The organism is Roseateles sp. P5_D6 (assembly GCF_054049415.1).
This window is the reverse complement of the sequence record NZ_JBFUMK010000020.1, coordinates 17645-38093: the sequence shown is the minus strand read 5'-3', so window position 1 is coordinate 38093 and position 20449 is coordinate 17645. Positions and strand designations below refer to the sequence as shown.

The 20449-nt window shown below is 70.5% G+C and carries 14 protein-coding genes; all 14 read right to left on the bottom strand.

Features of this window, described 5'->3' with window-relative positions:
* Positions 1-196: 196 nt before the first annotated feature.
* The 14 genes from ACXJKM_RS22860 to ACXJKM_RS22795 are packed head-to-tail and all read right to left on the bottom strand — an operon-like array spanning position 197 to position 20387.
* Positions 197-2797, bottom strand: a complete 2601-nt coding sequence (locus tag ACXJKM_RS22860) for an eCIS core domain-containing protein (RefSeq protein ID WP_457355387.1) — start codon at positions 2795-2797, stop codon at positions 197-199.
* Between the two features lie 52 nt (positions 2798-2849).
* Complete coding sequence (locus ACXJKM_RS22855; RefSeq protein ID WP_457355385.1) at positions 2850-5498, bottom strand: putative Ig domain-containing protein; 2649 nt, start codon at positions 5496-5498, stop codon at positions 2850-2852.
* A gap of 5 nt (positions 5499-5503) precedes the next feature.
* Positions 5504-6883 (bottom strand): ATP-binding protein, encoded by a 1380-nt coding sequence (locus tag ACXJKM_RS22850; RefSeq protein ID WP_457355383.1) that lies wholly within the window; start codon positions 6881-6883, stop codon positions 5504-5506.
* Complete coding sequence (locus tag ACXJKM_RS22845; protein ID WP_457355381.1) at positions 6867-8738, bottom strand: contractile injection system tape measure protein; 1872 nt, start codon at positions 8736-8738, stop codon at positions 6867-6869. The genes ACXJKM_RS22850 and ACXJKM_RS22845 overlap by 17 nt, the downstream gene beginning before the upstream one ends.
* Entirely contained in the window at positions 8731-11271 is a 2541-nt protein-coding gene (locus ACXJKM_RS22840) for a hypothetical protein (protein WP_457355379.1), read from the bottom strand. The genes ACXJKM_RS22845 and ACXJKM_RS22840 overlap by 8 nt, the downstream gene beginning before the upstream one ends.
* Complete coding sequence (locus ACXJKM_RS22835) at positions 11268-12062, bottom strand: hypothetical protein (RefSeq protein WP_457355377.1); 795 nt, start codon at positions 12060-12062, stop codon at positions 11268-11270. The genes ACXJKM_RS22840 and ACXJKM_RS22835 overlap by 4 nt, the downstream gene beginning before the upstream one ends.
* A complete protein-coding gene (locus tag ACXJKM_RS22830; protein WP_457355375.1) occupies positions 12059-15937 on the bottom strand; it encodes a hypothetical protein in 3879 nt (1292 codons plus the stop codon). Before ACXJKM_RS22830 ends, ACXJKM_RS22835 begins: the two co-directional genes overlap by 4 nt.
* Positions 15934-16359 (bottom strand): GPW/gp25 family protein, encoded by a 426-nt coding sequence (locus ACXJKM_RS22825; protein WP_457355373.1) that lies wholly within the window; start codon positions 16357-16359, stop codon positions 15934-15936. Before ACXJKM_RS22825 ends, ACXJKM_RS22830 begins: the two co-directional genes overlap by 4 nt.
* A gap of 19 nt (positions 16360-16378) precedes the next feature.
* Positions 16379-16678 carry a PAAR domain-containing protein gene (locus tag ACXJKM_RS22820; RefSeq protein ID WP_457355371.1) on the bottom strand — a complete coding sequence of 100 codons (300 nt, stop codon included), beginning with the start codon at positions 16676-16678 and terminating at the stop codon, positions 16379-16381.
* Between the two features lie 18 nt (positions 16679-16696).
* On the bottom strand, positions 16697-18490 hold the full coding sequence (gene vgrG, locus ACXJKM_RS22815) for a type VI secretion system tip protein VgrG (RefSeq protein ID WP_457355369.1): 1794 nt from the start codon (positions 18488-18490) through the stop codon (positions 16697-16699).
* Between the two features lies 1 nt (position 18491).
* Complete coding sequence (locus tag ACXJKM_RS22810) at positions 18492-19226, bottom strand: CIS tube protein (RefSeq protein ID WP_457355367.1); 735 nt, start codon at positions 19224-19226, stop codon at positions 18492-18494.
* Between the two features lies 1 nt (position 19227).
* Positions 19228-19395 carry a DUF5908 family protein gene (locus ACXJKM_RS22805; protein ID WP_457355365.1) on the bottom strand — a complete coding sequence of 56 codons (168 nt, stop codon included), beginning with the start codon at positions 19393-19395 and terminating at the stop codon, positions 19228-19230.
* Between the two features lie 9 nt (positions 19396-19404).
* Positions 19405-19962 (bottom strand): phage tail protein, encoded by a 558-nt coding sequence (locus ACXJKM_RS22800; protein ID WP_457355363.1) that lies wholly within the window; start codon positions 19960-19962, stop codon positions 19405-19407.
* Positions 19962-20387: a phage tail protein gene (locus ACXJKM_RS22795; protein ID WP_457355361.1), complete on the bottom strand. Its 426-nt coding sequence runs from the start codon at positions 20385-20387 to the stop codon at positions 19962-19964. Before ACXJKM_RS22795 ends, ACXJKM_RS22800 begins: the two co-directional genes overlap by 1 nt.
* Positions 20388-20449: the final 62 nt, after the last annotated feature.

Below are 20449 nucleotides of genomic sequence, written 5' to 3'. Positions count from 1 at the left end.
AGCGGTCGTGGAATAGATGCCCCACCTTGCCATGCCGGCAGTTGAAGACCTGTCTGTGAGGCCGTTCAGATGCCGCATCAACAGCGAGAGGGTAGCCTGCCGAAGTGGTAATGGTTGCCCATTAGGCAATAGGCCAGCACGGGGGCGTCGAACCGCTGCATCCCTTGGGTCAGGCAGAGACGGACAGCCTAGTGAGTCACCAGTTGGGCTCGTCGACCGCCGCCCCGCGCGTGCGGTTCGGGCCACCCGTTGGCCCGTAGCCCGACAGGCGCACGCGCTGATCGTGGTTGGCGCTAGCCTCGGCGCGCGCGTTCAGCGTGCGTGCGACCGCAATCTCCTGCTCGGCCAGCTTGAGCCATTCGCCGCGCGGGAAGCGGTCGTGGCCGTACTGCCGCTTGGCCATGTTGCGCATCTCGAAAACGATGCCCTCTCGCTGGGGAGCCGCCGCGCCGCCGGGGCCGCCGCCGTAGCGCGAGTCCCCGTTGCGCGCGGCGCCGGGATCGACCGACTCGGCGTCCATGGTCTGGACGCCGAGCAGGTTGGTCACGATGTCCGTGGGCTGGTAGAACACGTTGCTGAGGAGGTTCTGGCATGAGCCGCCCCAGCCGCCCCCGGGGTTGCTCTGCGCGTCGTCGTTGAAGAGATCAGACCCGCCCGCGCGGCCAGTGGCGTTCAGGATCGCGGTCATCAGGGTCTGCAGCCGAGTCATCGCGCCCAGTGGAGGAATCCCCTCAAGCCAGGCTTTCTCATCGGTCGCGGCCACGCCGGTCCGTGGCACCAGGCGCTCGTAGACGGCGGACAGGTCAGTACGCGACAGGAACGGCACGACGTTCTTGCCGAGCGGCATGGCGCCATGGCCGAAGAAATGGCGGCCCATTCGCAGGTACTGGCAGATCATCACCACCAGGCCGCGAAGGTTGCTCATATCGGGCGCACCGGGGCCGAGCAGCTTGATCGCATTTACCGCGGTAGTGGCGTTGGCGACCGCAAGCGGCAGCTCGAGCCGCACGCGATCGCCCACGTGATCGTCGTCGTCGGAGTGGTGCTTGAGGTCGAAGTACTCGTTGTTGGGGTTGTCGTGATCCTCCGGCCCCGCCTCGACCGGCATGGGCGCGGTCATGCTCAGCACGAACGACGGGAACTGCGCGAGATCGATCGCGCCCGTGGTCTGGAACGAGCCGGCGGTGGTCTGGGCCGGTTGCAGGGCGTTGCCGAAGTGGATGGTGGGATCAGCGATCACTGCGCCGCCCACTCCGTTCAGCGGCGCGCGCGCGGCCAGGTCGGCGCCGGCCGCGACCTCTAGCGCGCCTGCGAACGCGACCGCCGCGTTCATCGCCGCCAGAATGTCCTGCTGTCCCGCGACGGTCTCAGGTGGGTACGGGTTGGTCACGATCTCGATGATCGACGCGTAGTTGTCGGTCCCCATGCCGCCGAAGTCGGGGTGATCGGTGGTGAACGGTGTCATGCCTCCCGGCCCGAGGACGTCGGGAACGCTGTACTCGCGCACCATGCCGGGTGGCATGGGCGGGCCGGCGTTCCAGAACACCTGATGCGCAGTCGCCTCGACGCGGAGCTGCTCGATGGTCGCATCGACAAGGTTGCGCGCGATGATGCCCGCTGCATCGAGCGCGCCCGGCGTCGGATTGGCAGCGCGCCACGCCTGGATCTGGAGGAGGATCGAGGTCAAGCGCGCGTCGGCCGACGCCGCCTGCCAGTTGCGCTGCTTGTCGTCGTACTCGGCGACGAGCGTGTCGAGCATGCCGAGCGCGGTGTTGTCGAGCCCGTTGGCGCCGCCGCGCGCGTACTCGGCGCCCGCGGTAGCGCCCAGCCACGTCGCGGGCACCAGGTTCACAAGCGCCAGGCGGGTGTCGCCACCCAAAGTCGGCTCCATCCGCGCAACGCCACCGACCGGAAGATCGTAGTTGACAGACTCGGCCGACGCGATCGGCGCGCCGACCAGGTTTTGCGGTACGGGCGCCGCCACAGCCGGTCCGTGATCGACGTCAAGGCGCAAGTGGGGTGCGACGGTGCCGATCTGCATCTTCTCGCGGACCGGGCGGCCGCCCTTGTCGACCAGCACCAGCATTTCGATCTCGAAGCCGAACAGCCCCTGGAGGACCGCGCCGCCCGAAGGGTGAACGGGGTTCAGGGTCAGTTCTTGACTCTTTCGCCCGCCGTCGATCAAGTGCATGGCCCGCCCCCCCATTAAATCCGCCTCCCTCTCCAACCCCACATCGTCATTCACCCGAACGCCCGCCATCTGCATCGTCGCCTGCACCCGCCCCTGGCGCTGTTGAACCACATGCCAGGCCTCATGCGGCAGATGCTGCTCCTGCCCCGGCCCGAGGTGAATGTCATTGCCCTGCGCATAGGCCAGTGCACTGAGCTGCGCGGGCTGGCTAGAGTTGTGGTGCACCCGCACGTCCGACATATCCATGCCCGACAGTGATTCGATGCCGGCCTTGAGGCCGTCCGGCATGCCGGTGCGGTTCTCCTGCCTCTGGGCCGGTTCGGCGCTTAGCTGAGCGGCGGCGGGGTCGTCCTCTTCGTCCAGCCCGCCTTCCTGCCACTGCGCTGACTCAGCGCGGAGTTGCGCCGCGCCGCTCTCCTCCTCGTCCAGTTCACCCTTCACCCGCTGCACCGCGCTGCCCAGCGTCTTGTCGATGACACGGCGTTGCGCCAACTGGCGCGGGCTGCAGGCGATTTGGGCCGACAGGTGGCCGCCGCCCTCCCGTGCCTCGCGTTGCGCAGGGACTGACGGCCGGTCGGGTTCGTTGCGCTGGGCGGTGTCTTTCATGACGAGCTCCGATAGAGATGCACGGTGAGGACGGTGTGGCTCGTGGTAGTGCTCAGGGGTCGGCCACCGGCCGCCTGAAGGTGAGTACCAGCCCCCCCACCACCAGCAGCACGATTAGCACCAGCAGCGGCACGTTGCCGGTCCGCAGCGCATTGAGCGAGGGGTCGCAGGTGAACACGGCAGCAGTCACCGCCAGCGTGGCGATGCCGGCGCCCCACAGCCCCATCAGGTAGAGCTTGCCCAGCCGACGCACGCTGCAGTGCCAGGCGTAGGCCAGCAGGGCTGTGCCGGTAACCAGCAGCAGGGCCTCCAGCGCCAGGCGGAAGGGCAGGCGCAGCGGGCAGACGAACTTGCAGAAGGCTGTGTCCTGATCGAGGAACGACCAGAAGCGGGCGTCCAGCGCGGCCACCTGGCCTTCGCCTGTGCCGATGCCGGCGACCGGCAGCGGCCAAAGGGCCACCCCGCCGAAGGACCAGCCGATGTAGACGAGATCCCGGTCCAGCTCTTTGGCGTCTTGCGCTTGCAGCGGCTGCGCCTTGCCACCGGCATGCAACAGCACGGGTACCAGGCTGCCCAGCAGGGCCATACGGTCTTCGCCGACGAGGTCGGCGTTGAAGTCGGTGCGCGAGCGCAGCTGCATCTTGCCGGTGTCGCTACCAACGCCAAGTGGCACCAGGAAGCGCATGCTGACGTCGCCCTGGCCCTGGTAGTCGGCGGAGGACTTGTAGGTGACAGCGGCCGCGTTGCGGTCCTTGGGGTCAGGGGTGCCCGGCTCACGTTGCCGTTCGGCGCGCTTCATCAGCTTTGTCAGCTGTCTGAAACTGAAGGCCGTGCCGGCCTCGCCCACCAGGTGCTGGGGCAGCACCAGGTTCAGATGGAACCGGCGTTGCGGCCGGGCCTCCATCACCTTCACCAGCCGGAACACGAACTCGGCGTAGAAATGCTGGAAGCCTTCAGAGCGGGCCTCGTCGTCGGTGGGGTCGAAGAAGACGGTGAGGCCGTCATACGCATAGCGGGCTTCGCGCCAGCCCGAGGGCAACAGGGTTTCCAGGGCACCCTGCCAGTCGTCGTGGCGCAGGTCGAGCATGGCGCCCACCTCGCTGGCGGTCTTGTCCAGCATCGCCCCGAGCGCGCTGCCGGACAGCTGAGACAAGGCACTGAAGTCGCGCCGATAGAGCACCAGGTCGAGGCTGACGGCGTGTTTGTCCACCTGTCGCGCAAAGCCGCCGCCGGGACTGTTCCAGCCGAGGGGCTGCAGGAACTCGCCGTTGTTGCGCAGCACCACGCCCATGTACTGCAGCCGGGTGAACTTGTCGAAGCTCACCTTCATGGGCCCCTTGTCCGGCGCGGCCATCCAATAGGGCATGAAGGCGAAGACGTCGCTGGTGATGTCGGTCAGGGCGCAGCCGCAGCCCGCGTCGGGAGCCAGTTGCAGCGGTTGGGCTTGGGCGATGTCGTGCGTGACGCCGGCCAGCTGTGTCAGCTCCTCACGCAGCGTCTCGGGCATCAGCATGTCCAGGAAATTGGCGAGCGGCAGGCGGCCTGTGGCCAGCGCGGCCTGCAGCTTCTTGTCGGCGGGTGCTGCCTGGCCTTGCCCTGCGGCTGCGCTGCTGCTGCGCATGGGATGGTGCGGCGGAGGGCTGGTGTCCTGGTCGCCCAGGTCGTTCGTGCGCGGGCAGCGGGCCAGCAGGTCGAGGTGCTGCTCCAAGGCCAACGCATTCACGTGGCGCAGGAAGTAGTTGCACTGGCTGGCGCGCAACGAGTCCTGGAACACGGCGCGGGTGGGGTGCTCCACATCCTGCAAGGGCTGCAGCATGGCGCGGAGTTGGTCCACGGTCGGACCCATCACCACGGTCATGGCACTCCATGCAGCAGGAGCCTCACCCGCGCCAGCGGCCTGCCGGGCCGGCTCGGCCTGGGCTTGCGCTGTCGAGGACTCGGCGTTCTTGTAAATCTCTGCCAGTGTTTCAGCGGTCAGCACATAAGTCATGGGCATGGGCGGGTCCGCCCCCACGGCCCGGTTGGTCTGTTCCTCGTTGAGGAACTTCACCGACCGGTCCGGCTTCTTGCCCTGTGCCGGCTTGGCCGGCCGCGGCGCGGCGTTGGCCGGCACCGGGTCGAGGATGCGCAGCACATAGGGCGCCTGGTCGATGCGCGGTGGGTCGGCGGCGTCGGTCACGGTCAGCTGGAAGCGGTAGCTGCCTGCGGCGGTGGGCGTGCCGCTCAGGCGGCCGGCGGCGTCCAGCGCCATGCCGGGCGGCAGCGCGCCGTCGAGCGCAAAGCGGTACGGCGCGCGCCCGCCGCGCGCCAGGTCGCGCGGTGCATAGGGCTGGTTCAACCGGCCGTTGGGCAGGGGCACGGTCTGGTAGATCAACGCTAGGGCGCTGTCCGGGGACGAAGCCGGCGCGAGCGTGGGTGGTGCGGCGTGCAGGGGCGTGGTCTGGAGCTCGGGGCGGGCCGGTACGGGGTGGGACACAGCGTGTGTCGAAGCTGTCTGAGGCGTCGGCGCACTGACCGGGCCTTGCGCCGATGCGTGCAGCACGATGGCGCCCGCCGCCAGCAACACGCCGGCCAGGAAAATGCGCAGCCGCGCGCAGTGGCGGCAGGGCGCCTGAGCAGGCGCGGGTGACGGCGGCTGCGGAGCGGTGCTTTCGTTGGCGGCCCAGTCGTTGCGGCGGCGCAGGAATCGGCGTGTGTCCATGGTGGCTATACCGTGCGCCCTTCCTTGCGCAGTTCCTTGGCGACACCCTTGTGCAGGTCGGCCGCGCCGATGCGCTCCCGGCCAGCCTGAATCGCATGGATGGCGCCGAAGCGCACGACGTTGGCGATGGCGCCACCGGCCAGCTCGTGGCGCTCGGCCAGCTCCGCCAGGTCCACGTCGGCGGCCAGTCGGCCGGTGTGGCGCACCATGCCTTCCCACAGGCGCAGGCGCTGGTCGGCATCGGGCATGGGGAAGTACACGGCCGACTGGAAGCGCCGCGCGAAGGCCTCGTCGATGTTGCCCTTGAGGTTGCTGGCCAGGATGACGGTGCCGGGGAAGTCCTCCACCCGCTGCAGCAGGTAGGAGATCTCCTGGTTGGCGTGGCGGTCGTTGCTGCTGGACGTGGCGGTGCGTTTGCCGAACAGCGCGTCGGCCTCGTCGAAGAACAAGATCCAGCGCCGATGCTGGGCCTGGTCGAACACCTCGGCCAGGTTCTTTTCGGTCTCGCCGATGTACTTGGACACGACCATGGAGAGGTCGATGCGGTAGACATCTGCGCCCACCTGCTGGCCGATCAGCGTGGCCGTTAGCGTCTTGCCGGTGCCGGGCGGGCCGAAGAACAGGCAGCGGTAGCCGGGCTTCAAGGCCTTGTCGAGCTGCCAGGCGTGCATCAGCGTGTCGCCGTGGCGGGCCCAGGTGGCGATGGCCGCCACCTCGTCCATCACGTCGGCGTCCAGCACCAAGTCAGACCAGCCCAGGCGGGTCTCGATCAGCTTGGCCGGGAAATGGACGCTGTAATCGGGCTTGCGCGGCTGGCCGGACCACAGCAGGTCCAGTGTGTCGCGTCCGGCCAGCAGCGCAGCGCTCGCCCAGGGCTCCCCGGGCCCGTCGTGCTGCAGGCGCACCAGGCCGTGCTCGCGCAGCGGCGCACCATCGTCCAGCAGACGGTGCAGTTCGAAGCGCTGGGCCAGGCTGTCGCCCGCCAGCAAGAAGGCGGCCGTCTCGACCGTGGGCAGGAAACCGCCGTGGTGCCGCCCCTTCCAGCCTCCGAACTCGCAGAAGCCGCGATTGAGGTTCTCGTTGTTGGCGAACAGCAGGTCCAGCAGCTGCGGCCGCAAGTGGGGCGCCAGGGCCAGTGCCAGCACCAGGCGCTCGGCCGGGCCCAGGCCGCAGCGGCGTACCAGCTGGGCCAGGTCGTCCGCTGACGAGCCCTCGGCCAGCGGCGGTGGCGGCGCCAGGGCCGGTGGTTCACTGCGCTCGCCGGTGGCGGCGAAATGCGCGGCCAACCGCGCCTGCAGCACGCCGTCCAGCCAGTGCAGCTCGGCCTGCAAGGCTTGCGCGTTTGCCTGGGTGCGGGCGACCGGAAGGTCAGCGCCAGTCGACATGAATCACCCTTTCCATCCATGAATGCCGCAAGGTCGAGTAGCCCCACGGCAGCTGGTCGATCAGCATGTCGAAGGGCCCGGGCTCCACCGCCAGCCGCCAGGCCTCATCGCGCAGCTCCAGCTGCGCCGCGCGCCGTAGAAAGGTGTCGCGCAAGCCGCCGAGGGATGTCGTGCCCAGGATGCGCCAGTGCTGGATGACGGCGCCCAGCAGCCCGTCCAGCGCCTCGCGCTCGGCGGTGCTGAGCACGATCTCGCAGGGCAGCGGTGCGTCCAACGCCAGGCCGCAGAGCAGCTTGTTCAGCACCAGCGCCGGCTCGGGCGCCGCGGCCTCGCCGGTAGCCAGGGCCTGCAGCAGCAGCGCGGCACGCGCGGCCGACTCTGGCCCGACGAAGGCCGCCGGGCTGGCACCCTGGGCCAGCAGCCCGAGGTGCTCGAACAACCGGGGCAGATAGGGCGACAGCAGCACCAGCCCGGCATTGGCCACCGCCAGGCTTTCAAGCACCGGCTCGGTGGGGGCGTCGGCCGCCGCGGCAGGCGGCGCGGCACTGGGGACGTGCCCGGGCGGGGTGGCAGCGCTCGGCAGCGCGCGGGCTCGCCAGGGCAGGCGCAGGCCCGACACCGCCGCAGCGAGCACGGCCGAGGCGCGGCGCACGACGCGGTCGAACCAGCCCGAGGGCGGGTCCGCCGCCGTTGCGGTGGCGGTCTGGCGCAGCAGATCCTCGCGCACCTGGGCTTCGTAGCGGGCCACGTCGAAGGTCTGGGCCTTGTGCCGCAGCGTGTGGGCCAGCGTGGCTTGCCAGAGCCGGCGCTGCCGTGCCGTCGTGGTGGCCTCGCCGTAGTCGGTGTCACCGGCGGCGACGGTACCTATCCAGGCGGTCACCGCCTGCCCGGCCGGCTCGGCCATCCACAAGCCCAGCAGGCGGGGCAGCAGGGCCAGCGGCAGCAACTGGGCCAGCCGCTCGCGCACGGCGGGCGTCTCGGCGGCACGCTCCAGCGTCGTGCGCAGCCAGTCGCGGTCCTCGCGCAGCAGGGGCACCCAGGCGTGGGCCACCGACTGCAGGGGGTCGCCTTCGGCCGAACTGGCCGTGGCGCCGTCCAGCGCGGCCAGCAGCTGGGCGCGCAGCAGCATCAGCAGAGCGGGCCTGGGCGCGCTGGCGTGGTCCAGCGCCTGGCCCAGCACCGAGGCCCACCAGGCGCTGCGGGCGCGCGGGGAGAGGCCGGCGCGGCGGGCCGGTGCCAGCGCCTCCAGCAGCCTTGTGGCGGCCGCCGGCTCGCCCGGCATGAAGGCCCGCACCAGGGCGGCCAGCAGGGCGTCGCCGAACTGGGTCGCCAGGCGCTGCAGCAGGGTGGCGCGGTCGGGCATGGCGCGCAGCGCGGCGACGAGACCTGCGGCGTCCTCGGCCAGCACGGCGGCCGCCAGTGCCTGCAGGTCGTCGCCACGGGCCTGCCAGGGCAGGCGGCCATGACGCAGGAAGTACAGCAGCGACTCGCGTCGGGCCTGCGGACGCGTGCGCACCTGCAGCCCGGTGGCCCGCCCGGCGGCGCCCGCGCCGTCACCGGTGGCGCGCAGGTCGGCCAGCAGGCGCTGCAGGCGCTCGCGCAGCCGTCGTGGGGCTTCGGCCTCCCAGTCGTCCAGCGGCAGCTCCCCCAGATCGATGGCCAGTTCGTCGAGCCGCCAATGCTCGTCGGGCGGGCAACAGGCGTCGAAGACTTCGTCGATGACGCGCAGCAGGGGGCCCTGGGCACAGGCGGCCAGGCGCAGCTCGGCCTCGTGCGGCGTGATGCCGCCGCCGAAGCCGTTGTCCAGCGTCAACCCCTCGACGATATGGGGCGTGGGGCGGTCCCAGTCATGCATGGCCTTGCACGACCGGCTCGCCACCGTCGTCCTCCCGCATCCAGACCCTAGCCTGTGCCTTGTCCGCGGCCAGCAGCAGCTCGATGAGCTGGCAGGCACTGCCGTCGGCGGCCCACTGGGCAGCCTCGTCGTCGGGCCGCTGGCACCAGCTGCGGCGCGTCTCCAGCCAGGCGGCGTACAGAGCCTCGAACTGCTGCATCTGCGCCACGCCAAGCCACAGGCTGTGCAGCGCGAGATGGGCCGGGCAGCTGATGCGCAACGTCTCGCCGGCAAAGCGCCGGAAGGCCTGCTGGGCTGTGCGCTGGGTCCAGTTGGGCAACACGGCCGTGACCCGCAAGCGGTAGAAACCGGGCACCAGCCGCAGCCGTGCGTGGCGGCTCGCGTCGCGGTGCAGGGGCCGCAGCAGCACATGCTCCACCAGATGCAAGCCCTCGCAGGCCTGGTCGATCCCGCGCAGGTACAGCCTCAGGCTGGCGGCTGCGCGCCGAGCGGCCTGGGCATTCGCGAACTCGCCCAGCCGCCACCAGTGGCCGCCGTCGTCTGGCCCCAGCACCAGCTGACAGACGCCCGCGGGCCGCTGCAGCAGCCGGTAGCGCCCTTCCTGCTGGCCGGCACGCCACAGGCTGCCCGGCAGGGTTTGGCGCAGCCAGGCCATACGGTCCAGATCCTCGCGCAGCTGCAGCAGGTCGGTGGGCCGGATGGCGCCACCGACGGCGGCGGCCAGCGGCAGCGCCGCGTCCTCAGGGTCGAGCAGCCAGGCCTGGTGCACGTCAGCCGGTGCGTCCACCAGCTGCAGGCGTTCATCCTTAAAAACCTGGGTCAGCGGCCGCTCATGCCCGAGCTTGAAGCCCAGCAGCAGGCTGGCGCGACGCTGCATGCCGCTGTAGTTGTCGGGCTTGTTCCAGCATGGCTGGCTGGGGTCGAAGCCGCCCGCCCGGTCGCGGGTCAGGGGAACGATCTCGCGCAGCCAGGTCGCCTTGTTGTCCAGCAGCAGGCGCTCGGCCTCGCGCGGCTTGAGGTGGCCGAGGAACTGGCGCATGGAGTTCTGCGTGTAGGTCTCGCCGTGCAGGGCCAGCAGGTGGTCCAGCGCCCGGTTCTTGCGCTCGGGCGTGCGGTCGAAGGGCTTGTAGACGGCGTTGGCCACCTGGGCGCGCGGCTGTAGGTAGAGCGCGTCCACGTCGGGCACCGCATCGGGGCCGATCATCTGCGTCCACAGCCCCTGCGTGGCACCGGGCGCCACCGAGAACAACTCGCGCAAGTGGTGCAGCTGGGCCAGGCCCTGGGCGATGGCCTGCTCCTGCATGAGCAGGTAGGCCTTGAGCTGCTTGGCGCGCGCCTGGCGCTGCGGCGGCGCGCTGGGCGGCGGGCCGTGCCGGCCCAGGCCGTAGATGGCGGGCAGGTGGTCCTGCACCGAGACGTAGTGGTCCATGACGCGGTGCTGCCCATGCGGCAGCAAGGCCCTGGCGCGGTCGGCCTGCTGCTGGTGGGCGTGGGCGCGCTGGGAACGGCTGGCCACGCGCAGGTCCTCCAGCCGGCGGCGCAGGTCCTGCCAGGACACGGGCACGACATGACCGCGGCGTCGCACCGTGATGGTGGCGGGCACGCCGTGGTCGGGCAGGCGCAGAGCCAGGGCCCAGTCATCGCCGCACCAGTCGACGGCGCCTGCCGTGGTCTCATGGCCGTCGACTTGCAAGGCCACCACGCGCGCATCCATCACGCCCGGCACGGCGCGCACGACGGCGGCGAGGTCCGACAGAGCCAGTGGCTGGGCCGCGCCGGCCCGCTGGTGAGGCGCATCCTGGATGAAGCCATGCTGCAAGGCCGGCCCGGTGTAGATCTCCTCCAGCGTGCGGCCCTCGCGGCGCAGCTCGTCCAGCGTGCGCGACACCGCCTCCTTGGCGATGTAGCGGGCGCAACGGTCATAGACCTCGGCCAGGATGTCGACCGCGTCGCGCGGGCCGCCAACGTCGATGTCGGCATGCAGGTCGCAGGCTTGCTGGCGCAGGCAGACGACGTGGACGTCCAGGTCCTCGCCGAGGTTGCGTCGCGCCAGGAAGGCGGCGCGCGCCGCCGCGATGCGGGCCTCCGCCGCCGCGCCGTCCTGCGGGCTGAGCTTGAGCTTGAGCCGGTAAAGCCCTGTGGCGGCCTGCGGTTCCACGCTGGCGTCGTCCAGCCCCGGCACCGCATCGAGCAGGTGCAGGCGGTAGTCGGCCGGCGTCGTCGGGCGGCAGGGCAGGGCCTCGGACGGCGGATGCAGGGACAGGGCCTCATGGTCGATGCAGCCGTCGAGGCCGGTGAGGTGGTCGGCCACCGGGAAGCCGGCGCGGTAGACGATGTCGGTCAGGCCGAAGCACAGCTGCTCCAGCAGCGTGATGCCGGGGTCGTGCAGGTTGTGGTCGGTCCAGACCTGGCCGCTCAGTGCCTGCAGCAGGGCCAGGCCGCGGGCGCGCAGCTCGGCGAAGCCGAGGCTGCCTTCATCGGCGGCCGACAGGCTGTCTGCCTGACCCAGGGGCAGCGCGGGGCGGGCGCTCATGGTCGGGGTGCTCCGCTCATGAAAGGGTCGGCCCACAGCGACGTGACCGAGGCCTGGATGACGCAGTCGCCGCCGTAGTTGCACTGGGTGCGGATCGCCAGGTGGTAGCTGCCGTGCCGGCCCGAGCCGCCCTCCCAGCGCAGCTCCAGGCGGTCACAGCGCTGGCCGTACCAGGCATGCTGGCTGCGGATGCGCTTGCGGCGCGCCAGGAAGTCCAGCCAACCCGGCTGCGGGTTGTAGGTGTTCATCGCCACCGCATGCAGCATGGCGAAGCGGCCGGCATCCGGCAGGCCGACGCCGGCCGTGATCTCGAAGGCCTGGCAGCCCTTGAGTGGGCCGGTCAATGCATGCCAGCTGCCATCGGCCAGCAGCGGCGCGCCATCGGGTGTCCGGCAGCGCAGCTCGCCCTGCCGGCCCTGGGATGCGACGACGCCGCGCACGTCCAGCGCCACCGTGGGCCGGGCCGTGCCGATGCCGACCTGGCCTTGGAGATCCAGCGCGAGCACCGGCGGCGGCGCTGCCGCGCCGCTGCCATCGCCGGCGCGCAGCAGCAGCTGGTTGTTGTCGCCGCCGAAGCCCATGGACCAGATCGGATCCTGGCCGTTCTGCTCGCGGTAGAAGCTCAGCAGCGCTTCGTCGCTCGTCACCTCGAAGCCGTGCTCCGGCGTCTTGCGGAAGCCCTCGTCGCTCATGTTGAGCATGGAGTCGATGAGGTCGCCGAAGTGGTCGCTGGTGGGCCGGCGGCCCTCCTCGAAGAACTGCTTGAGCGTGGCGCGGTTGCGTGTGGTCATGGCGAGCCCCCGCCGATGACGAAGGTGGCGCCGACGGCCAGCTGGGCCACGCCGGTGGGCTGGGCGTCGCGCCGGCCAGCCGCGTCGTGGGCGGCGCTGAGGATGTGCTGCGACAGCGGCAAGGCCAGGCTCCAGGGCAGCCTGGCATGCGCATGGGCGGAGCCGCGCGCGGGGCGGTCACCGTCCTGGCCGGGCGGCCGAGGCCCGAGCGGCGCCAGCGCGGTGTCGTGCAGGCGGTAGGTGCCGTGGTCGTCGCATGTCAGGGTCAGCAGCGACAGCCGAGTCACGGAGTCCACGCCGTCGAGCTGGCGGATGCGGGCCTCCAGGTCCTCGCTACGCACGAGCCAGTCGAAGCGCAGGCCGTAGCCCTCGTCGAACCAGGGCGACAGCATCTGCACCACGATCTCGTTGGCCCGGCGCAGCGTGGCGCCTTCGTGTGCGCCGGAGCGCAGGCCGATGGTGGCGCGCAGTTGCAGCAGGTCGTAGGCCGGGTTGCGCACCCGGAAGTCAGCGAATGGCGAGCCGACCTCGCGCAGCGCTTGCGCCATGCGCGCCAGGTCGACCGCATTGAAGCGCGGGGCGGCGCAGGCCAGCGAGGGCTGGTTGCGCGGCAGCGTGGGCACCACCACCACGGTGACCCGGCCGTCGTCCGCCGTCGCCGGCAGGCAGCGCACCTTGCAGATGTCCGGAAAGCGCTCCAGCAGCAGGCGCTCGACGTCCCAGGCCAGCGACGACCGACCCTTGTGCTGCAGCCGCTCGCCGGCGCGGGTGATCATCGCCCGTTCGTCCTCTTCGCGGCGCAGGCCGAAGGAGCGGCCCACCTGGGCCACGGCGGCCAGCCCGGGCAGGCTGGCCACCGGCCGCGCGATGGCGCCGTCCGCCAGCGGCTCCGGCGGGGCTGGTGGCGCGACCTTGCCGCGCGGCTTGTCGGCCGGTTGCAGCTCGCGCGCCAGCCGCAGGCCCTGGCTGCGCACCGACACCAGCCCGGCAAAGCGCTCGAAGGCGTTGTCGGCGGACAGTCGCAGCCAGTACAGCCCGGCCGGCATGATGCGGTGGGCGGTGTCCACGTCGCCGGGCAGGTCCAGCGTGACGATGCCCGTGGTCAGGCCGCCATGAGTGGTGTCGCCCAGCACGCAGGTGGGCGGCAGCGTCCGCCAGACGTCGCCAGCCAGCGTGGCCCATTGCAGGGCGGGGCGGCTGTTATCTCCGGCCGCGCTTCCGGCCAGGGGCTCGTGCAGCTGGAACAGCAGCGTCAGCAGGCCGCTGGCGTCGCTGCCGGCCAGGCCGATGTAGAGATGGCCACCCTCGCCCAGGCGCGGGAGCAGCAGATGCCCCCCGCCGATGGCCGCGGACTCCAGCGGCTGCAGACCCAGCGGATGCAGGTGGAAGAGGCGTTCGCCATCCACGCCCTCGGCCGGCTCGTCGTCGCGGTCCAGCGAGATCACGCTGCTGGCTTCGTAGCTGAGGGCCAGGCGTGCAATGACGGGCGTGTAGGGCGGCCTGGGCAGGGGTTGGGGCCGGCGGCTGCGCGCATTGGCGGCCACAGTAGCCGCCAGCTCGACCGGGTAGACCGCGTGGCCCAAAGCCTGCGGCGGGCTGGTCAGCTGCAGCCGACACAGGCCGTTGCGCGGTTGCGGCATGCGCTGCCAGTCCTCGGTGCTGGCTCGGCTGAGCTGGCGCAGCGAGCGCGGCTCGAGCTCGACGCGGTAGGACGCCTGCAGCAGGCGGCTGCGCTCGTCCAGGCGGAACAGCTGCTCATCGCCCGGCTGCGTGCCGCAGGCCTGCCACCGGCCGTCGCGCAGCCAGCTGGCCGCCGCGCTGAAGTTGCCCTGGCGAAGCGCCACACCGGCCGGCCCGGCATAGCCGGCGTAGTGGTGGTCGAAGCCACCCGCCTCCTGCGGCAGGTCGCCCCATTCGATGTCGAGCCACAGCCGGTCCAGGGCCTTGCGCGCTGCCTCGGCAGAGCCGATGGCCATGCTCGAGGAGGTGCTGGGCAGTGGCCCGAACGGCATGAAGGGCTTGGTGACGTCGAGGCGGCCGAGGTTGTTCTCCAGGCGCAGCTGGCGCAGGCCGGTGGCGCTCACCTTCAACTCCGCCGCTGCCAGCGACAGCTGGGCCAGCAGCGAGTAGGGGTAGAGCCGGCCCTGGGTCGACAGCTCCAGCCGCAGCACCGGCAGCCGCGTCGGCCACTCCGCACCGTGCAGGGCCGGATCACAGCCGACGATGGCAGGCATCTCCTGCTTGAGCCGGATGCGCAGCGCCAGGTCGCAGCCCGCCACGGCGCCCTGGGCCCGGCCCGCCGGCACGCGCTCGACGCGTTCGAGCCGGCCGTCCACGCTCAGCCAGCCGCCTGCGCCGCTAAGACTCAAACGCAGCGCGCCCTGCAGCAAGCGGCCGAACAGGCGCGCGCGCCGGGGCGGCTGATGGCCAGCGAACAGCGGTGGCAGCTCGGCGCCGGGCAGGGCGTCGACCGCAGCACGCAGCTGCTGCCAGTCCTGGGGACTGAGGTCGCCGGGGATGGGTGCATCGGCTTCACGGGCCTGGCGCTCCTGCTCATCGCTGACAGCGAACAGCCAGGCCGGCAGCAGCGCGCCGAAGGCCTCGCGCTGGGCCTCGGGCGTGCGGGCCTCCAGCACGGCATCCCGTAGCGCCAGCAAGCGCGGCCCCGGGCCCGCCTCGGCCTGGCGCAGCCGCACCGCGATCTCGCGCTCGCCTTCACCCAGCAGCAGCAGCGGCGAGGCGATGGCCAGGCCGATGCGGGCGTCTTCGGCATTGGGGCCGCCACTGGCGCCAAACAGCGGCCAGACGCGCCGACCGTCAGGCGCCGGCCTGGCCAGTTTGCTGCGTGTGACATAGGCCAGATGGCACTCCGGCGCGATCAGCGGGTCGCGCTCCTGGCGCAGCGTGTGCAGCGCCACCACGCGAAGATCGGTGACGGTCAGCGCCTCCTCGCTGACGAAGCGCAGCGGCCGGCCGGCCGCGTCCTTGCCGGCCTCGAAGGCGGTGCCCGGCAGCAGCTGCACATCGCCGGCCGTGCGCAGATCGCGTTCGCAGGCCAGGTGCACCCGGTCGGCCTGGGGCGCCTTGGGCTGGAAGCCCAGGCAGTCACGCAGATAGAAGGCGGTGTGCCGGGCGGGCAGGCGGTTGACCTCCTGCTGCGCCATCTCGCAGAGCTGCAGGAAGGCGATCAACAGCGCCGCGGCCGGCTCGTGGCGGCCGGTGGCCAGGCTCTCGGGCAGCAGCTCACGCGCCAGCCGGCTGATGTCCTCGGCCGCGCTGAGAAACGCGAAGAAGCGCTCCCTCAGCCGCTCGCGGTGGTTGCGCTCAGCGCCCGCATCGGCGTTTGCCTCCTCGCTGATGGTGGCATGCCACAGGCCAGAGAGCTCGCGCTCCACCACGCTGGGCAGGCGCTGCGACGGCGGCATGTCGCCCTGCTGCAGGAAGCGGCGCTCGACCCAGCGCAGATCGGCGGCAAGCTGCTGGACGATGAGCAGTTCGATGCGATCGCGGAGCTGGCGCGGCGCGCCGTGGTCCAGACCCGCCAAAGAGCGCCACCAGAAGTCCAGCTCACCCGCCAGCGATAGCACCTGGCGGCCCAGCTGCGGCAGCGTCGCCGTCTCGGCCTCGGCGGTGAAGCGTTGCTGGCGGGGCCAGAGGTCTGCCGCCGCGATGCGCGCCATCATCAAGGTCGCATCGTTGCTGAACAAGGCGCTCCAGTCTCCGACGTGCTGGTGGTTGAGGTCGTGGAAGCGCAACTGCGCGGCCAGCTGAGCGGTCATCTCCACACGCTGCGCGAAGTCCAGGTCGTCGGGCCGGAAATAGCCCGGCGCCAGCGCGCGCGGGAAGCGCTCGTGCTGTTCGGTACCGGCGCTCATGGCGTCAGGCCCCCGGCCACTTCGGCGTCATGCAGATAAAGCGGGTAGACGAAGTTGTGCGGACTGTTGCTGGCGCGCAGCCGGTAGTCCAGCCGGATGCGCAGCACGCCGTCGATGAGCCCGCTGGTGTCGAACTCGACCGCGTCCAGCGTGATGCGGGCCTCGAAGAACAGCACGGCTTTCTCGATCAAGCTACGGATCTCGGTCAGCGTGCTGGTGTTCATCGGCTCGAACACCATCCGGCGCAGGCCGCAGCCATAGCTGGGATGCATGACCCGCTCGCCCGGCGTGGTGGTGAAGAGGATGCGCAAGCTCTCTTCGACATCGCTGACGCCGGACACCATCACGGCGCTGCAGCTGCGCCGGTCGAAGGCCGGCGGGAAGGTCCAGCCCGTGCCGAGGAAGTTGAGTTCGCCGTCCATGGGGGTCTGCCGTGTGGGTTCAGCCGCCGATGAGCACGGTGGGCAGGCCCAGGGCGACGGTGCCGCCGTGGGCCGTGGCGTCACCCATGCGCGCCGCCGGCCGGCCGCCGATCAGCACGGTGGTGGAGCCCATGACGATGGCGTCCGGCGGGCCCACGCAAGTGGCGGTGTCGCCCACCACGGCGGCCGGCAGCTTGCCGATCAGCACGGTCGGCACGCCGGGCCCGACGATGGGCCCGCCCACGTGCGGTATCGGCGGCAGCGCGGGCGTCACCATGGGGCAGACATGCAGGTCGGTCAGGCGGGCGGCGGGCGGCATGGCGGCTCCTTCGCGGTGTCAATTGATCATGACCAGGGCGCCCTTGACGACGGTCTGGCCTGCTGCGGAGAGTTCGGCAGTGGCATTGCCCTTGCCGGTGAAGCCGATCTGCGCCTCGCAGCTCACGTTCAGGCCGCTGGCCTTCACATCGGCCTTGGCGGTCAGGCTGATGGCGTTCACGGCATCCAGCGTGATGCCGCCCTTGGCCGTGAGGCTGATGTCCTTGGGACTGTCCAGCGCGATGCCGGAGGGGCTCAGCTTGACGGTGTTGCCGTTCTGGTCTTGCAGCAGCACGGACTTGTCCTTGTCGCTGAGCACGACGCGGTTGCCGCCTGGCGTGGTCAGGGTGATGACCTTGTCCTTCTCGTCGAACTCCAGCTTGTGCTTGCAGCGGGTGACCAGGGCCTTGGTATCGTTGGGGGCCGCCAGCTCGTAGGGCGGCTTGCGGCTGCTGCTGTAGAGGCTGCCCAGCACGACGGGGTGCGAGGGGTCGGCAGCGAAGTAGCCGAGCACGACCTCGTCGCCCACCTCGGGCACCAGGAAGCTGCCGAAGCCGCTGCTGGCGTGGGGCTGCATCAGCCGGGCCCAGACCCCCTCGGTCTCGGCCTGCAGCACCGGCAGCTTGACCTGGATGCGGTTTTCGCCGGCGGGGTCGGCGTCGAGCTTCATGACCACGCCGATCTGCAGCCCCGCCACCGGGGGCAGCAGTGCGCCTGCCGGTGGCGCTTGCACATCGGGCCGATTGCAGAACCAGTCGGGGTCGAGGCCAAACTCGGCCTCCGTCGTCCAGGCACCGTCTTCGATGTGATGGCGCAGCCCGGTGATGAAGGCATTGCCGCTGAAACGGCTGCCCACGCCCTTGAGCTCGATCAGCTCGCCGACCTTGGCCTTGGCGCTGCCTTGGAAGCGCAACTGCCCGCGCACCCGGGCCAGGCCCGACTTGGTCTGCTGGGCCTTGGCCCACTGGGTCAGCATGGCCTCGGTCTGCGGCGCGCCGGCCTGCAGGCGCAGGCTGGCCAGCCCGATCACCTCCGACAGCGTGACGCTGTCAAGGTCGCCCTGGGCCGGCAGTGCGGCGGGGTCGGCGGCGCTGCCCTCCAGGGCGGCCTGCGCCTTGGGGTCCCAAGACACGGCAGTGGCACTGCCGTACTGGTAGCGGGCGTCGACATCGCCGTCGAAGGAGATCAGGTCGACGCCGTAGGTCACCGTCAGCACCGGCTCGCCGTCGGCCGTCGGCGTCTTCACCGCCACGCTGCCGTCCGTCGCGATGACCAGCATGCCGAGGGCTTCGGCGCGTGCCAGCATGAAGTCCCAGTCACTGCAGAAATGCTGGGCCAGCTCGCCGTGGGTCACGGTGGTGGACTCGACGTCGGTCGCCAGGCCGTGGGCTTCGATCAGCGCGCTGATGACGTCGCTGTCGGTCTTGTCGACGTGGTTGGCATTGCGCCGGCCCACCGTCATCCTGACGACCGTATCGCGGCAGTCCACCACCAGTCGGGCGTCGTTGTCGCCGCTGATGCGCAGGCCGTGGCGCACGACGATGCCTTGGAAGATGACCTCCTCCTGCTGACCATAGCCGGCTTTGAGCGTCAGCTGCGCGCCGGGCTTGAAGTCCGCCGCATCGCTCAGAGGAAAGGACTCTCCCGGCATGTCGCCGTCGTTGAGCACCAGGCGGGCGCTGGGCACGGTATTGGCCGCGCGCTGCACCGTGACGGAGATCAGGTCCGCGCTGGCGGCGAGTCGCTGCCCGTCCACCTCCACGCTGAGGGTGACGACACCGATGCTGTCTTGCAGGGGCGAGATGCCGGGCATGCTATTTACCGATGGGTGGGAACACCAGCACCTTGCCGGGCGGAATGTTGCGGAAGTCGGTCAGGCCGTTGTAGCGGGCCACCTTCATGAAGGCGGAGGAGTCGCCGTAAATGCGCTCGCAGGCGGCGCCCAGGGAGTCGCCGCTTTTCATCGTCACGGTGCGCGTGAGCTCGGAGGTGGATGCGCGGCTGGTGATGCGACGTTCCTCCTCCTTGCTCATGGCCCCGACAAAACTCATGTCGACCTTGGCGCGCAGCGGGTCGCCACCTGGCTTGAAGAGCGTGTACTGCGACTTCAGCGATTCCAGTCGGCCGAAGAAGATCAGCGTGCCCCAGAGCAGGCGCACATAGGGTGGCTCGCTGTTGAGGTCCACATATTCATAGACCACCTTGTTCAGCTGGGCGAGTTGGCCCTTCACGTCGGGCGGCTGGCCGGGCACGACCGGCACGACGCCGGTGCCATCCAGCACGATGGAGAACGACACGCGCTCGTCGTCCATACGGCTGAACTTGGGCTCCACGCCAGCCGAGCCCTGGGAGGTGGTCTTGTCGTACTGGATGCCGAAGCTGTGGCTGAACTCGGCCGGGTTGATCTGGGCCTGGAAGGTGGTGGCCTTGTCCAGCTGCACGCTGCCATTGCGCGCGAGGCTGTAGCGGGTGAGCAGCAGGCGCGTGAGCTCGGTCGAGCCACCGTCGGCGCCCGGGCCGCGGGCCGTGGACTCTGCGGGGTTGGGCATCTCAGCGCTCCTGCTGCGCGCGCTGGCGCTCGGTCAGCCAGGCGCGGCATTCGGCCAGCAACTGCTCGCGCAGGCGCTGCAGCTCTCGCGCCGTCACTGCGGCAGGCGGGGCTGCCGGCGCGGGCGTGACCTGGGAGCGGATCAGCAGCTGACGGACTTCGATGCTCATGGGCGTCTCTCACATCAGCCGGCTGGCGCCGGCATGGGCCAGCTCGATGCGCTCGATGGCCACTTCGTTGCGGGTAGCCTGGAAGGCCTCGACCGTCCACTTCACCGGGTAGGCGTTCTGCACCGACCACACACGCAGCGGGCCGCCTTCCTCGTCGAGCAGGAAGACGTGCAGCTGCTTGGGCTGGATGGGCCGCGCCAGCCCGCCTTCCAGCACCGATTGGCACCACAGCAGCAGCCGCGACTCCATCGTCGCGATGCCGCGCGACAGTACCAGCCGCGAATGCTTGACCGCCTTGGGCAGCAGGTGCTGAAAGGCGTTCTGTCCGCCCTCCACCACCGTCTCGACATCCATCTCCGGGCCCAGGCCGCTGACCTCACGAAAGGCGCCATCGGCATCCTTCGCGCTGGCCCCGAAGGTCACCGCGAAATGGAAGGCCGGCGGCGGGTAGACCGCTGCGGCCTGCGAGGCTTGCGAGGCCGGCCCAGCCGGCGGAGCGGGCGGTGGCCGGTTCACGCGCGCCGTCGGGCGCGCAGCGGGCGGCAGGGGCGGGGCAGGCGGCGGCATCAGGCGTTGGCGATCGTGAGGCCTTCGTGCGCGATGACGATGGTCTCGATCGCCACCTCGTTGCCGGTGGACTTCAGATCGGTGCCGGTGATCTTGGTCGGCCAGGCGTTGGCCAGGGTCCAGACCATGGTCGGCTTGCCACCCTCGTCGAGCAAGCTGATCGTGATCGGCTTGCGCTTGATGGTGTTCATCTTGATTTCGGCGAACCAGTCCCAGAACTTGTTGTCGCCCTTGAAGACGCCCTTCTTCATCGTGACGTCGCTGTACTTCTTCATGCCGGGCATCTTCAGCACCGAGAAGGCCGGACTGTCACCGTGCCGGTACTCGATGGGCTGGGCTTCCACATCCAGGCCCGAGATTTCCTGGAAGGACATGACCGCCGAATCCCACTTCACTTCAAAGCGGAACTTGGGAAGGGGCCACACCGTGGTCGATTGCGCTGATCCGTCGTCTGCCATTGCCTGCCTCCGAGAGGGTTAGGAGAGGA

Bases quoted from the DNA above. Each gene is read 5' to 3' on its own strand.
- ACXJKM_RS22860 (WP_457355387.1), bottom strand. From the start codon at position 2,797: ATGAAAGACACCGCCCAGCGCAACGAACCCGACCGGCCGTCAGTCCCT.
- ACXJKM_RS22855 (WP_457355385.1), bottom strand. From the start codon at position 5,498: ATGGACACACGCCGATTCCTGCGCCGCCGCAACGACTGGGCCGCCAAC.
- ACXJKM_RS22850 (WP_457355383.1), bottom strand. From the start codon at position 6,883: ATGTCGACTGGCGCTGACCTTCCGGTCGCCCGCACCCAGGCAAACGCG.
- ACXJKM_RS22845 (WP_457355381.1), bottom strand. From the start codon at position 8,738: ATGCATGACTGGGACCGCCCCACGCCCCATATCGTCGAGGGGTTGACG.
- ACXJKM_RS22840 (WP_457355379.1), bottom strand. From the start codon at position 11,271: ATGAGCGCCCGCCCCGCGCTGCCCCTGGGTCAGGCAGACAGCCTGTCG.
- ACXJKM_RS22835 (WP_457355377.1), bottom strand. From the start codon at position 12,062: ATGACCACACGCAACCGCGCCACGCTCAAGCAGTTCTTCGAGGAGGGC.
- ACXJKM_RS22830 (WP_457355375.1), bottom strand. From the start codon at position 15,937: ATGAGCGCCGGTACCGAACAGCACGAGCGCTTCCCGCGCGCGCTGGCG.
- ACXJKM_RS22825 (WP_457355373.1), bottom strand. From the start codon at position 16,359: ATGGACGGCGAACTCAACTTCCTCGGCACGGGCTGGACCTTCCCGCCG.
- ACXJKM_RS22820 (WP_457355371.1), bottom strand. From the start codon at position 16,678: ATGCCGCCCGCCGCCCGCCTGACCGACCTGCATGTCTGCCCCATGGTG.
- vgrG (WP_457355369.1), bottom strand. From the start codon at position 18,490: ATGCCCGGCATCTCGCCCCTGCAAGACAGCATCGGTGTCGTCACCCTC.
- ACXJKM_RS22810 (WP_457355367.1), bottom strand. From the start codon at position 19,226: ATGCCCAACCCCGCAGAGTCCACGGCCCGCGGCCCGGGCGCCGACGGT.
- ACXJKM_RS22805 (WP_457355365.1), bottom strand. From the start codon at position 19,395: ATGAGCATCGAAGTCCGTCAGCTGCTGATCCGCTCCCAGGTCACGCCC.
- ACXJKM_RS22800 (WP_457355363.1), bottom strand. From the start codon at position 19,962: ATGCCGCCGCCTGCCCCGCCCCTGCCGCCCGCTGCGCGCCCGACGGCG.